The following is a 13,865-nucleotide window of genomic DNA, read 5'->3' as shown; positions in this document are numbered from 1 at the left end:
AGTCGGAGGAATTGGCCGGGATGGGCAAGGCGTAGAATGTGAGTGACTTGCTATCAGATTTTCGCATCCTATGGGTGCGCTGATGCGTCTAATTTAGGCGAAGAGCTCAAATTTATTGAGGAGATAGGGAGTTATGGCGATCAAGTGGGATCGATTGACGGTGAAGTCGCAGGAGGCGATGCAGACGGCCAGCGGATATGCCGCGGAGAATGGCAATCCAGAGGTGCTGCCGCTGCATCTGATGGCGGCGCTGCTTGAGGACCGGGAGGGAGTGGTGATCCCGGTGCTGGAGAAGATTGGGGTGCCGGTGGAGCAGTTGCTGTCGGGGGTGAACGCGGGCGTTGCGAAGCTGCCGAAGGTGCAGGGCGGGGGGCAGCCGGGGATGTCGAATGCGCTGCAGAAGGTGCTGGAGCAGGGGTTCAAAGAGGCGGAGAACTTCAAGGATGAGTACTGTTCGACGGAGCATCTGCTGCTGGCGCTGTCGAAGGCGAAGAATGACCCGGTGCAGCTGGCAATGGCGGCGCTGGGCGGGACGCATGAGGCGATCCTGAAGGCGCTGAGTACGGTGCGGGGGAGTCAGCGGGTGACGGATCAGAATCCTGAAGGGAAGTTTCAGGCGCTGGAGAAGTATGCGAAGGATCTGACGGACCTGGCGCGGCGTGGGAAGCTCGATCCGGTGATTGGGCGGGACGAGGAGATTCGCCGGGTGGTGCAGGTGCTGAGTCGCAGGACGAAGAATAATCCCGTGCTGATTGGCGAACCGGGCGTGGGGAAGACTGCGATTGTGGAGGGGTTGGCGCGAAGGATCTTTCTGGGCGATGTGCCGGAGATTCTGAAGAACAAGCGCGTGTGCTCGCTGGACCTTGGCGCGATGATCGCCGGGGCGAAGTTTCGCGGGGAGTTTGAGGATCGGCTGAAGGCGGTGCTGAAGGAGATCGAAGAGTCGAACGGCGAGATCATTTTGTTCATCGATGAGTTACATACTCTGGTGGGCGCGGGTGCAAGCGAGGGTTCGCTGGATGCGAGCAACATGCTGAAGCCTGCGCTGGCTCGCGGGGGCCTGCGGGCGATTGGCGCGACGACGCTGAGTGAGTACAAGAAGTACATCGAGAAGGATGCTGCGCTGGAGCGGCGGTTCCAGATTGTGTATGTGGGCGAGCCGAATGTCGAGGATACGGTTGCGATTCTGCGTGGGCTGAAGGAGAAGTATGAGGCTCACCACAAGGTGCGGATCAAGGATTCGGCGATTGTGGCTGCGGCGGTGTTGAGCCATCGGTATATCTCGGATCGGTTTTTGCCGGATAAGGCGATTGATCTGGTGGATGAGGCTGCGGCGGCGCTGGCGATTCAGATTGGCTCGGTTCCGGTGGAGATTGATGACCTGGAGCGGAGGGCCACTTCGCTTGAGATTGAACGCGCGGCGTTGAAGCGGGAGAAGGACGCGGGCTCGCAGGAGCGGCTGGAGATTGTGGAGCGCGAACTGGCCGAGGTGAAGGAGGCGTCGGCCGGGCTGCGTGCGCGATGGCAGAAGGAGCGCGGTGCGATTGGCAAGATTGCGGAACTGAAGGAGCAGTTGGAGTCGCTGCGGTTCCAGATGGGCGAAGAGACGCGCAAGGGCAATCTGCAACGTGCGGCGGAGTTGCAGTATGGCGAGCTTCCGAAGCGCGAGGCGGAGTTGCGCGAGTTGACGGCGGAGCAGGATGCCGCAGTTCGCGAGGATGAGGCGGAGGCGAAGTCGGGCGCTGTTGCCGGTGTGGCGAAGCGGCCTTCGCGGATGTTGAAGGAGGAGGTGGACGAGGAGGATATCGCCGCGGTGGTGTCGAAGTGGACCGGGATTCCGGTCTCGAAGATGCTGGAGGGCGAGACGCAGAAGCTGGTGCAGATGGAGGAGCGTCTGCGCGAGCGCGTCGTTGGGCAGGATGAGGCGCTGAGTGTGGTGGCGAATGCGATTCGTCGTTCGCGTGCGGGGTTGAGCGATCCGAAGCGGCCGATTGGTTCGTTCATCTTTCTTGGGCCGACGGGCGTAGGGAAGACGGAGACGGCGAAGGCGCTGGCGGAGTTCCTGTTCGATGACGAGGCCGCGCTGGTGCGGATCGACATGAGCGAGTATATGGAGAAGCACGCCGTGGCGCGGCTGATTGGCGCGCCTCCGGGATACGTTGGGTATGACGAGGGCGGACAGTTGACCGAGGCGGTGCGGCGCAGGCCATATTCGGTGATTCTGTTTGATGAGATTGAGAAAGCACATCCGGATGTGTTCAACGTGCTGCTGCAGGTGCTCGATGATGGACGGCTGACGGACTCGAAGGGACGGACGGTGGACTTCAAGAACACTGTGCTGATCATGACTTCGAATGTTGGCGCGGGACAGATGTCGACGGCGTGGGCGCAGGGCGAGGAGGGGTTTGAAGAGGCGAAGGCTCGCGTGATGGATGAGCTGCGCAAGCACTTCAAGCCGGAGTTCCTGAATCGCGTGGACGACATTGTGATCTTCCATCCGCTGGCCGATGCGCAGCTGACCCATATCGTCGATCTGCGGCTGAAGGACCTGGAGAGGCTGCTGGCGGATCGAAAGATTACGCTGGAGCTGACCGACGGTGCGAGGAAGGCGATCTTCAAAGCGGGGTACGACCGAGCTTATGGAGCGCGGCCTTTGAAAAGAGCGATTCAGCGGCTGGTGCAGGACAAGCTGGCGGTGAAGATTCTGGACGGCAGCGTGCTGCATGGGGACCATGTGGTGGTGACCGCGGGGAAGAACGGCCTTGACTTTAAAGTGCAAGGCCGCGAGGTTGCGGTTTCGTAAGGTCGAAGTGCTTCGTGAGGATGCGGGCCCGTCTGCTATGGCGGGCTCGTTTTTTGTGAGTATCGGTGTTGCGTGAAGTTGCGCAGATCATGTGTGTACCTGGAAGTTCGAGAGAAGGATTGTTCTGTTCGTTTCAGCGAGTGTGACCGTTTGATAGAGTGAGAGCGTGACGGTCAAAACAGTGGACAACTCCAGCGTGGGCACGCACGACAGACGACTGCTCCTCTTCGTGGTGTGCAGTCTACTTCTTGCGAATGTGGTTCAGTGGGGGATCTGCCGCGCGCTGCATCTGGGAAATCCTGGCAGCATCAAGAGCTATGTGGCTGACTTTATGCATGTGCGTCAGTGGACCGACTCCTGGCTGCCGATGATGAAGTCGCTGGATTACTTCGACGCGAATCCTACGAAGCCGATCTACGCGGCTCCGCTGTATGACACGCTGATCTACTCGCTGGCGAGCGAGCTGCCGCTGGTTGCGTTGCGCAGACTGGGGGTGGGCGATGCTGCGATGCTTCGTCTGCTGGCTGTGTTTTCGTGGCTCTCGGTGGTTGGGGTTGCGGCGGTGTCGCTGGCGATGGGGCGCAGGTTGTTGCGGAGGCGCGGAGCGGATCTGAGCTGGATGGATATTCTTGCGGTGATCCTCGCTTGTCTGGGGTGTTACCCGCTGCTAAAGGGATACGCGCTGGGGAACGCCCAGACGATGCTTTCGTTTGGATTCGCGTTGATGCTTTTTCTGTGGACGTCGGGGCGTGAGCGCGAGGCGGGAGTTGTGGCGGCGCTGCTTGCGTTTGTGAAGCCCCAGTATGTGCTGCTGCTGGTGTGGATGGTGGTGCGCAGGCGATGGGGCGCGATGTGGGCGTTTCTGATCTGCTCTGTTGTTTTGGTGGCGATGTCGGTGGCGGTCTTCGGTTGGCATAACAATCTCGATTACGTGGGCGTGCTGGCGAGCCTGAGTCATAAGGCGCAGTCGCACGACGCGAATCAGTCGATGTTCGGGACTTTGAATCGCATGATCTTCAACGGCGAGAATCTGGGGTACACGCCGCATGTTTATACGCCATATGTCGCGTGGGTGTACCGCACGACGGTGCTGACTTCGCTGGTACTGATTGGGGGAGTGTTGTTGTATCCGTGGAGAAGGCTGCGCGGATCGACGGCGGATATTGCGGCGATGGGGCTGGCGTCGGTGGCGGCGTCGCCGATGGCCTGGGAGCACCACTACGGCATTGTGTTCGGAATCTTTGCGTGGTTCTGGTTTGCGTATGGGTGCTGGGAGAGTAAAAGGCCGTGGTTGTGGGGGCTGGCGTTTTTTCTTTGCGACAACTTTCTGGCCGCGACGAATCTGCTGGCAGGCAGGCGCGGATGGAATGTGCTGCAGTCCTATATGTACTTTGGAGCGCTGCTGTTGCTGGTGCTGCTGATGCGGTTGGCCCATCGTGCTGAAGCTGTCGAGACTGTCGTTGCTTGATAGCTCCTCAGTGGCTGAGGTCGCGAGAGTATTTTGAGGATTGCGTTTGGGAGTCGGGTGCGAATTGCACGGAGGCTGCGTCGCCACCCATGGCGGGGCCTAACGGAGTGATGTCGGCGTGTGCGGCGGCGAGGGCCTGGTCGGTCCAGTTCCAGCCGCTGTGCAGGAGCACGAAGACGTGATTGCCGGGTTCGGTGGCGAGCTGCTCGTAGGGGATGATGGGAAAGCCGGTGAAGTGGCGCATGTGTTCCGCGGTGAGAGACTCGGTGTCGCGCCGGCTCCACAGCAGCTCCTGAGGGCTGGAGTAGACCAGGGCCATGCGGGAGCGCACGTCGGGGTCGGGCTCGTAGTAGCTGGCTACTTCGAAGGTGCCCATCTCCTGCAGGTAGAGCAGGCCGCTTGGGCTCGAGAGAATGGCGGCCTTGATCTGTGGGCTTAGTGTGAGCGAGGCAATGAAGTCTCGCGTCTTAGCCTGCTCGGCGTGGATGCGGATGGCTCCCGTGACTAGGATCGCGACGGCGAGTGCGGACAGCGTAAGGGTGGCGGTATTGGCGCTTCGAAGTAACGGGAATAGGGCAATCGCCAGGAGAATGCTGAGCGCGAGGATTGCGCCGAGGACGTAGCGGACCTCGATGGAGTGCGTGACGAAGAAGGCCAGCAGGAAGCCGAAGAAAGGCAGTGCGGCGAGGACGAGGACGAAGACCAGCTCTGCGTTGGGGAGATGGAGTTCTTTGTTGCGAAGCTGGCGGACGCTGCCGAAGACGAGCAGAGCTGCGAAGACGATGAGGCCGATGGCGGCGAGGTGCTGGATGCGGAGGCTCGCGTGGGTGTAGTCCATGAAGAGCGAACGATAGGCCTGGGTGATAGCGTGGTAGCCGACGTCTCCGGCGTTGTAGTAGTTCTTGCGAAACTCGGCGGCGGACTTTTCGAATGGTAACGCGAAGGCGATGCAGGCCATGCCGGCGATGATGGCTGCGGCGACGGGAGGGTCAAGCCGGCGGCGTTGGATGGTGCGAAAGAGCTCTGCGGCGCAGAGGGGAAGGAGCAACAGCACGCCGAAGTAGTGCGTGTTGAGCGTGAGTGCGACCGCGAGTGCGAGGAGGATGAGGGAGCCGGTGCGTTGCGACTGGCGACGGGTTGCACGCTGCCAGCTCACCATGGCGAGACCGTAGAAGCCGAGCAGCAGACCGTAGGGGCGGCCTTCGGCGGAGTAGAAGAGAGTCGCCGTCATCGCGGGAAAGGCCATGGCGAAGATCGCGGCGTGTTCGTTGGCGATGCGGCGCACGAAGTAGAAGAGGCAGAGCTGCATGAGGAGATAGCCGAGCAGAGAGGGAAGCCGGAGGGCGAAAGCTCCTGCACCGACGACGCTGATCGCGAAGTGCGCGAGGGTGTGGTAGACGAGCGGATCGAGCGAGATGGGATAGCTGCGCTGGATGCGGAGGAGTTGGGTATAGCTGGGCACGCTGTCGGTTTGGAGGACGAAGAACTCGTCCTGCGACATGAGCTTGTGGTGCGACCAGAGGAGAGAGAGGACGGCGGTGAGGATCAGAAAGGCGACGGCTGTCCAGGGGAGAGCAAGACTGTCGGATCTGCTTTCAATGCTGGAGTTCTGCGACGAAATCATATCTTTACGGAGGTTCTAAGCCGCTGCTGCTCTGAGCCGGGCTGAGTGTATAGGACCGGCGCGGGCTGAACGACTGGCGGCGTGGCGGAGGGTAGCGTTGGGGTGAAGAACATTTCGAGGCGTGGGATGCGGATGAAGAGGAGGAGGCCCATGACGAGAGCCGTTGAGGTGAAGGCGGCCATGAGGAGAGGTTCGCGGTAGAGCTTTTCTGGGTTCTGGACGGCGCTGTCGTGCTTGAAGGCTAGCTTGAGATAGATCGCCATCGTGAAGGCTACAAGAGGAAAGCCGAGGATGAGCTCGATACGGTAACGGATGATGAAGGCGCCGAGGAAGAGCATCGCGGTGGAGGCATAGAAGACTACGGATACGAGCAGCGACTCGGGGGTGTAGCGCTTGAAGGATGCGCGGTAGGCGCCTGCGACGGCGCGATCGCCGATCTCGGAGAGCTCGCTGAAGCGCTTGAGGCCCATGAAGTAGCAGCCGAGCATCCAGTAGGCGATGAGCAGCGAGACGGGTGGGACAAGGACGCTGGTGACGGCGTACCAGCCGAGCAGCATGCGGAGAGGATTGTTGATTGACTCGGTGAGGACGTCGAGGTAGGGTACGTCCTTGGTGCGGACAGGCGGGAAGTTGTAGAGGCAGCCCATGATCCAGAGGATGAGCGCGACGAGGGCGAACATGCGCGAGATGGTGAGGCCGATGGCGATTCCGGCGGCCATCATCAGGAGCCATTGCACGTAGGCGGCGGGGATGTTGACCAGGCCGCGCGCGGCGGGGCGATTGCGTTTGGTGGGATGAAGGCGGTCGAAGGGCGCGTCGAGGACTTCGTTGATGACGTAATTGCTGCAGGCGATGAGCGTGACGGCGACAAACGCCAGCAGAAGCGTGACGAGGAGATGGGGTGTGAAGAGCGCCGGATAGACGCTGAGCGGCACGATGACGCCGGGCAGAACGAAGAGATTCTTGATGGAGTGATCGAGTCTGGCGATGGCGAGGTGGGCGCGGAGGCGCTCGGACAAGGAGACGTTGCGCGGGGGAGGCTCGGGCATGTTTTTTGTAAGGGCTCCTTCGCCAGCTGCCTTCGGGCTATGGGCACAGTGTAGCAAATGGAGATGAAGCCAGTGGACCGGGGTTGCGCTCTGGCAGTGAGCGATTTGTTTACGATAAGCTTGGGTTTGGCGCGGTGTGCGCGTCTGGAGCGGGCAGGCGCATGTCGCGGAGAGCAGTGATTATCGGAGCGGGGCCTGCAGGGCTGACCGCAGGGCTGGAGCTGCTGAGACGGTCGGATGTGAAACCGATCATCCTGGAGGCGAGTGAGGAGATTGGTGGAATCTCACGCACCATCAGGTACAAGGGCAACCGGATGGATATCGGCGGCCATCGGTTTTTCTCCAAGAGCGATCGAGTGATGCAGTGGTGGGTGGATCTGATGCCGCCCGATGTGGGCGATGCGGGGTCGGAGTCGGAGATCTCTTATCAGGGGAAGAAGCGAGTCGTAGCGGTGCCGGCGCGTCTGCCGGAGGAGCCCGTGCTGCGTGGGGCAGGACCGATCGATCCGCATGCCGCGGAGGAGCCAGAGGATGAGACGGAGAGCGAAGAGGCGGTTGAGATGATGGTGACTGCAACGCCTGATCCTGATCCAGACTTGGTGATGCTGATTCGTCCGCGCAAGAGCAGGATCTACTATCTGCGGAAGTTTTTTGACTATCCGATTACGTTGACCGCGACGACGTTGAAGAATCTTGGGCTGGCCAGGACGTTTCGTGTTGGTACGAGCTATATGAAGTCGCAGATGAGCCAGATTGTGCCGGAGAAGAGTCTTGAAGACTTTTTGATTAACCGATTTGGGCGGCAGCTCTATCTGACGTTCTTCAAGAGCTATACAGAGAAGGTCTGGGGGACGCCTTGCAATGAGATCTCGGCGGAGTGGGGGGCGCAGCGGATCAAGGGGCTGAGCCTGACGACGGCGGTGAAGCACTTTTTGAAGAAGGCGGTTGGAGGTAGGGTGAAGACGGGCGACCTGGCGCAGAAGGGCACGGACACGAGCTTGATTGAGCGGTTCATGTATCCGAAGTTTGGGCCGGGGCAGCTTTGGGAGCATGTTGCGGACCTCGTTCGCGAGGGCAGAGGCGAGATCCACATGGGCTGGAAGGTGGATCAGATTCACTGCTCCGTGGAAGGCGGCGTGAAGCGGGTGGTGTCGATCGACGCGGTGAATGCGGAGGGAGAGCGGCAGACCTTCGCGGGAGATTATTTCTTTTCCACGATGCCGATGCGCGAGCTGGTGGAGGCGCTGGATGCTCCGGTGCCCGAGAACGTGCGCGAGGTGAGCGCGGGTCTGCAATATCGCGACTTTATTACGGTGGGGCTGCTGGTGGACAGGCTGAAGGTGAAGGAGCCGGATGGTGGGCTGCTGAAAGATACGTGGATCTACGTTCAGGAGCCGGATGTGGTACTGGGACGGTTACAAATCTTCAACAACTGGAGCCCGTACCTGGTGGCGGACCCGACGAAGGTTTGGATTGGGTTGGAGTACTTCTGCTACGACACCGACGATCTGTGGAAGATGCCGGATGAAGAGTTGAAGAAGTTTGCGATTGCCGAGGTGGCGAAGATCGGGATTTTGAATGCAGAGGATGTTTCCGATGGGCATGTGGTGCGGGTGCCGAAGACCTATCCGGCGTACTTCGGGACGTATGACCGGTTCGATGAGTTGAGAGAGTTTACCGATGGGTTCGAGAATCTGTTTCTGGTGGGGCGAAACGGAATGCATAAGTACAACAACCAGGACCACAGTATGTTGACTGCAATGACGGCCGTAGATGGTATTGTTGCTGGGCATGTAGATAAAGCTGCGCTGTGGGGGATCAACACGGAGCAGGAGTATCACGAGGAGAAAAAGTGACAAGGATTCTGGTTGTGGGGACGTTGCTGCTGGTGATCTTCGTGGCGGTGTTCCGGCAGCGGATCTTTCTGCGTGATCCGCTGGGCAAGATGGAGCGGAATGGTGTGGCAGTCGATGGGGCACGGCTGTATATCAACTTTTCGAACGATGTGCTGGTGGAGGAACCGGGGACAGAGCGGCGATACCTGGTGCAGGGCTGGAGCGGGGTTCCGGGGGTGCCGCAAACTCTGGGCTGCGTCCAGGGGCTGGCGTGCTGGACCGATGCCGATCATGCGACCGTCTTTCCGCTGGATGGACGTGGGGCGGGGGCGCGTGCGGTGATGAGCGCAAAGGAGGTTACGTTTGCTGACGAGACGGGTGCACAGGTGCAGGTGCAGTTGAGGTAGGTCAGCCGCTTCGCAAAAAAAACGCGTAACCTTTGCCGGGAGAAGAAACTCTAACGTTGCGGACGTTCATGGGTTGAAAAGCTGTGCGCCAGAGTGCACGATGGGAGCTCAAATGCCTGAAAAACCTACAGACAGACGTGAGCCGATCGAAGAGTTGCAGCCGGCCGCTGGGACTACACAGGAGAGGGTCGAGGCTGCGCCGGAGATCTCTGTGGCTCCGAGGGTGGAAGCGCGTGATCAAGCGGCGGAAGAGCCGGCCGCGGTCGCTGTCTCTGCACCTTCGACGGATCAGACTTTGCCAGTTGCTGCGAATGCAGTCGTCACGCCCGTAGAGGCAAGAGAGCCTGCGGTGGCGACGGTACGGCTTGAGAAGAAGCATCCCCTGGCGATTCGGTGGATGCATTGGGTGAACTTTCCGGTGCTGTTCACGATGATCTGGAGCGGGTTGCTGATCTATTGGAATGATTCTGATAACGCTTATCAGCATCCGCATGCGGTGTATCGGGTGGGCGTTGGATCGCTGACGGTGGTGCGGCTGTTTCCTCCGTGGTTCTGGAAGCTGATCAATGCGCCCTATCGGGTGACCGAGGGACTGGGTTATCACTTCTTCTTTATGTGGATCTTCGCGATCAATGGGATCTTGTATGTGTCGTATCTGTTGATCTCGGGGGAGTGGCGGGTGCTGGTGCCGGAGCGCAGATCTTTTCTGGATGCGATCCAAGTGACGCTGGTGGATCTGCATCTTCGCAAGGGCTTGCCGCCGCAGAAGAAGTACAATGGCGCGCAAAAGATCGCTTATACGTCGGTTGTTCTGATGGGGCTGGGGTCGCTGGTGACGGGGCTTTCGATCTATAAGCCGACCCAGGTGCACTGGATTACGTCGCTGCTGGGCGGCTATGAGATGGCGCGGTGGGAGCACTTCTGGCTGACGATGGGCTTCTGCGCATTCTTTGTGGTGCATGTGGTGCAAGTGATCCTTGCGGGGTGGAATAACTTCCGCTCAATGGTGAGTGGGTATGAGATTGTTCCGGCGGCGAAGGCTCCGCTGGAAGAGGAGAGGAGGGTGGGATGAGCGACGGACGGGAGGAGCGCGAGGAGCAGGAACAGAGGCGCAAGTGGGAGAAGGAGAAGAAGGATCGCGACGACGATCTGGACCGTTACTGGGAGCGCGATGGAGAGCGGGAGCGGAGAGATTCGCGTGCCGCAGAGGTCGAGGCGTTGGATGCGGAGGTGAAGGCGCAGTTGGGGCAGGGGACGCGCCGGAGTTTTCTGGTTGCGGCTGCGGCAGCGGCGGGAGGGTATGGATTTTACCGGTGGATCGATCGTAGCCCGGGCGACCAGTTGATACCGAAGCCGCTGCGTAAGACGCTGGAGTTCAATGCAAAGATGTCACGCGGCGTATTCGATGAGCGCGGGCTGGCGCCGACGTATCCGGTGGCTCGATCGATGGAGCTGCGGACCAACGGGAACTATGGATTGAAGATGGATTTGGTGCCTGAGAGTTATCGGCTGCAGATGGTGGGGGTGGCGAATGCGAAGGACCTTCCTCACTATGTCGATGACGTGACGGCGTGGGAGTATCAGTACGTAACGAAGAAAGAAGCTGGCCCAGTGGAGCATGACACGAAGGTGGCTCCTAAGGCACTGGTGGTAGTAGGAGATGGTTCACAGGCTAAGGTCGATCCGAATGGCGACGCGGGCATGGGCGAAGGGCCGATGATGCAGGGAGGGACGGCGAGCACGATGGTCGGCGGGAACGGAGAAAAGAAGAGTGATGTGAAGATGCCGCCCGCGTTTGCGGCGGCGTTTGCGGCGTTGAAGAAGTCCCAGGGGAATAAGCGGCCGCGTGGACAGGAGGAGGCGGGCATGTCTGACAACACGCTCGACGCAGGGACGCCGGGGCTGCTGTTGACGATGGACGATATGACGAGCCTGCCGCACCACGAATTGGTGACGGAGTTCAAGTGCATCGAAGGATGGAGTCAGGTGGTGCACTGGGGTGGGTATCGGCTGGCGGATTTGATTGCGAAGTATCCTCCGGAGAGGAAGCCGGATGGATCGCTGCCGAAGTATGTCTACATGGAGACGCCGGATGGGGACTACTACTGTGGGTTTAGCCTGCAGGCTTGTATGCATCCGCAGAGCCTGCTGGTGACTGAGATGGCGGGGCGGCCGCTGGCGCAGTGGCATGGTGCACCGATACGGTTACATATGCCGATCAAGTACGGTTACAAACAGATCAAGCGGATTGGACTGATCGCGTACACGGATATGCGGCCCGACGATTACTGGACGAAGCTGGGGTACGACTGGTACGCAGGACTTTAGAGGCTTATGTCCTGCCGGACGGGCCTCCTGCGCGGAGGGCGGTCACTTCGTGACTTGTATGCCTTGTTTCGTTTGACCGAGCAACAGCGGTCCTCCCGTTGGTCGGAATAAGAAATCTCAAAGCCGACCAGCGGGAGGCCCTACGCAGACCATCCTGCCCAGACCGGTATACGTCACGAAGTGACCGCCCCACGCGTAGTGGGCCTGTCCGGCAGGACATGCGTCAACTGGCGATGGTGCCTTGATGGAAGAGGAGCTGCCAGCGGTTATCGCGAAAGACCCAGAGGGAGGAGCGGTGGGATACGGCGACTGAGGTGGTGGCGCGATAGGTGGCGTGGACGACATTCTCTGCGAGTTGTGCGATGTAGAAGTGGTGGATGGTTGCGGGGCGGGCTGAGCTGGACAAGAGCACGTCGATGGTCTGCTGGCGATTGAAGACGCGGCCGGAGGTGCAGAACTCCCTGTACTCGTCGGCGAAGAGTGGGAGGAGGGCGGTGCGGTCGGCCTCTCGGTCGGGATGGAGGAGACGCTCTTCGAGTGCGTAGAGATGGTCTTGAAGTTCGGTCTTTTTCATGGAACAAGGACTCCAACTGTAATACGAACGACAGAGTCGACGGTTTCATTGTGACAGATTTTATCGGTTCGGGTCGAAGGGGTTCGGCTTGCGCGCGAGGGCGACGCGGGAGATCTGCTGCAGATCGTCGATGAAGGTGACATGGTTCCATCCGGCTAGCAGATGGGTGAGCGACTGCTGCTGGCCGTAGCCAATTTCGAGGGCGAGTATGCCGTTTGGTTTGAGTGCGCTCAGGGCTTCCGGAATGAGCCGGCGATAGAGGTCGAGGCCGGTCTCGCCTGCGAAGAGTGCGGCGGCGGGTTCGTATTCGCGAACCTGGGGGTGCAGGGTGGGTCGGTCGTATTCGGGGATGTAGGGTGGGTTACTGACGATGGCGTCGAAGGTTTCGCCGTGAGATTTGACAGCGGCGAGGAGATCGGAGGGAAGGAACTGGATGCGATCGGCTACGTTGTGCTCGCGGGCGTTTTGCTCTGCGATGGCGAGAGCATCGAGGGAGAGGTCGACGGCGGTGATCGTGGCCAGTGGAAGGTGGACGGCGAGTGCGATGGCGATGGCTCCTGACCCCGTGCCGATATCGACGAGCTTTACACCCCGGTCTGTGGGGAGCAGCTTGAGCACGGCTTCGACGAGATGCTCGGTCTCGGGGCGTGGGATGAGGACCGCGGGGCTGACGTGGAGGCGCAGACCGTAGAACTCCTGCTCGCCGGTGATGTACTGGATGGGCTCGAGCTGGAGGCGGCGTCTAATGGCGATCTGATAGAGCGCGTCTTGGGCAGGGGAGAGGTCGCGGTCGGGATATGCGATGAGTGTGACGCGGGAGATCTGAAGCGTGTGGAGGAGAAGGAGTTCGGCGTCGCGGTGGGCGTGTTCGCTGAGGTGTGGGTTGGCGGCCAGCTCGGCAGAGGCGTTGGTGATGGCCTGGCGAAGGGTCATGCTGCGGCTACCTTGACTGCGGCTGAGTGGTGTCTGAGGTTGTGGGGAGAATGGTGGAGCTGGCGGCGAAGCGATGGTAGTTGCTGTACTTCGCAGTGAAGCGGAAGGCGTTGGTCTTCGGAGTTTCGGTCGTGAAGGCGACGATCGTGGTGGGCAGCCAGAAGGATCTCCCGTTCAGGGTGACGGGTGCGAAGTCAACCGAGGCTGTGCCCAGAACTGCCTGATCTTTGCCAACGGGGTTGGGAACGGTGCGCTCGATGTGCGTAACCTGCGCCGTGGCGGAGTCGATGACGAACTTGCCGGTGGTGCCAGGCTGGATTGAGGCGCAGGCCGGTTGTTTCGCGGCAGATTCGCGGGCGGCGAAGGTGAAGGCTTCGATACCGGGAGAGACTGGGAAGGAGCGATCGGACTGGTAGTCGAAGCACTCGCGGCGATCGGCGGAGAGGAACTTCGCGAGTGCGCCGCTAAAGCCTCCACTGAACGAGATCGGCATGTTGAGTTTCTTGATGCTCGATGGTTTGCCGTTGATCGACTTCACTTCGCGAGACTCTGCGACGATGCCATCTGGCGAAGGCGATCGTGTGACGCGGAAGAGTGCTTCGACGGTGGTCTCGTGCTTGAGTTGACCGTTGTGGATCTCCTGAGAGGTGATGTGCTCGTCGCAGAGGAAGCTGGGGACGGTGGACTTGTACTGCTCCGTGTTGGCTTCGATGCGGGAGAGGATCTGTTCGAGTGCGGGGGCGGGCTGCTGGGCCAGGACAGCGGCGAAGCAGCCAAGAAGGCAGACGGGAGGCAGGCGTGCGAGAAGTGGAGAGAGGCGCATGCGTGACTTTACGTTAGCAGA

General features: G+C 60.3%; 11 protein-coding genes. 6 read left to right on the top strand and 5 right to left on the bottom strand.

What is annotated here, in order from left to right; all coding sequences use genetic code 11:
• Positions 1–133: 133 nt before the first annotated feature.
• Together clpB and HDF10_RS13000 are read left to right on the top strand one after the other, a co-directional pair.
• Positions 134–2,803 carry an ATP-dependent chaperone ClpB gene (gene clpB / locus HDF10_RS13005; RefSeq protein ID WP_183814084.1) on the top strand — a complete coding sequence of 890 codons (2,670 nt, stop codon included), beginning with the start codon at positions 134–136 and terminating at the stop codon, positions 2,801–2,803.
• Between the two features lie 166 nt (positions 2,804–2,969).
• The gene (locus HDF10_RS13000) at positions 2,970–4,271 is read left to right on the top strand and encodes a glycosyltransferase family 87 protein (protein WP_183814082.1); all 1,302 of its coding nucleotides are present in this window, start codon (positions 2,970–2,972) and stop codon (positions 4,269–4,271) included.
• Between the two features lie 7 nt (positions 4,272–4,278).
• Here HDF10_RS13000 and HDF10_RS12995 read toward each other — a convergent pair whose 3' ends face one another.
• Together HDF10_RS12995 and HDF10_RS12990 are read right to left on the bottom strand one after the other, a co-directional pair.
• Complete coding sequence (locus HDF10_RS12995; protein ID WP_183814080.1) at positions 4,279–5,895, bottom strand: glycosyltransferase family 39 protein; 1,617 nt, start codon at positions 5,893–5,895, stop codon at positions 4,279–4,281.
• On the bottom strand, positions 5,892–6,944 hold the full coding sequence (locus tag HDF10_RS12990; RefSeq protein ID WP_183814078.1) for a UbiA prenyltransferase family protein: 1,053 nt from the start codon (positions 6,942–6,944) through the stop codon (positions 5,892–5,894). Before HDF10_RS12990 ends, HDF10_RS12995 begins: the two co-directional genes overlap by 4 nt.
• A gap of 161 nt (positions 6,945–7,105) precedes the next feature.
• On the opposite strand from HDF10_RS12990, the gene HDF10_RS12985 reads away from it, so the two are divergent.
• The 4 genes from HDF10_RS12985 to HDF10_RS12970 all read left to right on the top strand — a co-directional run bounded on the left by HDF10_RS12985 (position 7,106) and on the right by HDF10_RS12970 (position 11,514).
• Entirely contained in the window at positions 7,106–8,800 is a 1,695-nt protein-coding gene (locus HDF10_RS12985) for an NAD(P)/FAD-dependent oxidoreductase (protein ID WP_183814076.1), read from the top strand.
• Positions 8,797–9,186, top strand: a complete 390-nt coding sequence (locus HDF10_RS12980) for a hypothetical protein (protein ID WP_183814074.1) — start codon at positions 8,797–8,799, stop codon at positions 9,184–9,186. Before HDF10_RS12985 ends, HDF10_RS12980 begins: the two co-directional genes overlap by 4 nt.
• Before the next feature lie 112 nt (positions 9,187–9,298).
• Entirely contained in the window at positions 9,299–10,258 is a 960-nt protein-coding gene (locus tag HDF10_RS12975; protein ID WP_311732752.1) for a cytochrome b/b6 domain-containing protein, read from the top strand.
• Complete coding sequence (locus HDF10_RS12970; protein ID WP_183814072.1) at positions 10,255–11,514, top strand: molybdopterin-dependent oxidoreductase; 1,260 nt, start codon at positions 10,255–10,257, stop codon at positions 11,512–11,514. The genes HDF10_RS12975 and HDF10_RS12970 overlap by 4 nt, the downstream gene beginning before the upstream one ends.
• Before the next feature lie 223 nt (positions 11,515–11,737).
• Here HDF10_RS12970 and HDF10_RS12965 read toward each other — a convergent pair whose 3' ends face one another.
• The 3 genes from HDF10_RS12965 to HDF10_RS12955 are packed head-to-tail and all read right to left on the bottom strand — an operon-like array spanning position 11,738 to position 13,844.
• The gene (locus HDF10_RS12965) at positions 11,738–12,088 is read right to left on the bottom strand and encodes a nuclear transport factor 2 family protein (protein WP_183814070.1); all 351 of its coding nucleotides are present in this window, start codon (positions 12,086–12,088) and stop codon (positions 11,738–11,740) included.
• 60 nt (positions 12,089–12,148) lie between these two features.
• Positions 12,149–13,021: a peptide chain release factor N(5)-glutamine methyltransferase gene (gene prmC / locus HDF10_RS12960; protein ID WP_183814068.1), complete on the bottom strand. Its 873-nt coding sequence runs from the start codon at positions 13,019–13,021 to the stop codon at positions 12,149–12,151.
• A 7-nt stretch (positions 13,022–13,028) separates the two neighbouring features.
• The gene (locus tag HDF10_RS12955; RefSeq protein WP_183814067.1) at positions 13,029–13,844 is read right to left on the bottom strand and encodes a hypothetical protein; all 816 of its coding nucleotides are present in this window, start codon (positions 13,842–13,844) and stop codon (positions 13,029–13,031) included.
• Positions 13,845–13,865: the final 21 nt, after the last annotated feature.

Source organism: Tunturiibacter empetritectus (assembly GCF_014201375.1).
GTDB classification, from domain to species: Bacteria; Acidobacteriota; Terriglobia; order Terriglobales; family Acidobacteriaceae; genus Edaphobacter; species Edaphobacter lichenicola_D.
Note: the sequence above shows the minus strand (reverse complement) of the source record. Positions and strands in the feature narration are given on the sequence as shown.

Bases quoted from the DNA above. Each gene is read 5' to 3' on its own strand.
- HDF10_RS12985 (WP_183814076.1), top strand. From the start codon at position 7,106: ATGTCGCGGAGAGCAGTGATTATCGGAGCGGGGCCTGCAGGGCTGACC.
- HDF10_RS12970 (WP_183814072.1), top strand. From the start codon at position 10,255: ATGAGCGACGGACGGGAGGAGCGCGAGGAGCAGGAACAGAGGCGCAAG.
- HDF10_RS12990 (WP_183814078.1), bottom strand. From the start codon at position 6,944: ATGCCCGAGCCTCCCCCGCGCAACGTCTCCTTGTCCGAGCGCCTCCGC.
- HDF10_RS12965 (WP_183814070.1), bottom strand. From the start codon at position 12,088: ATGAAAAAGACCGAACTTCAAGACCATCTCTACGCACTCGAAGAGCGT.
- HDF10_RS12955 (WP_183814067.1), bottom strand. From the start codon at position 13,844: ATGCGCCTCTCTCCACTTCTCGCACGCCTGCCTCCCGTCTGCCTTCTT.
- HDF10_RS12995 (WP_183814080.1), bottom strand. From the start codon at position 5,895: ATGATTTCGTCGCAGAACTCCAGCATTGAAAGCAGATCCGACAGTCTT.
- clpB (WP_183814084.1), top strand. From the start codon at position 134: ATGGCGATCAAGTGGGATCGATTGACGGTGAAGTCGCAGGAGGCGATG.
- prmC (WP_183814068.1), bottom strand. From the start codon at position 13,021: ATGACCCTTCGCCAGGCCATCACCAACGCCTCTGCCGAGCTGGCCGCC.
- HDF10_RS12975 (WP_311732752.1), top strand. From the start codon at position 9,299: ATGCCTGAAAAACCTACAGACAGACGTGAGCCGATCGAAGAGTTGCAG.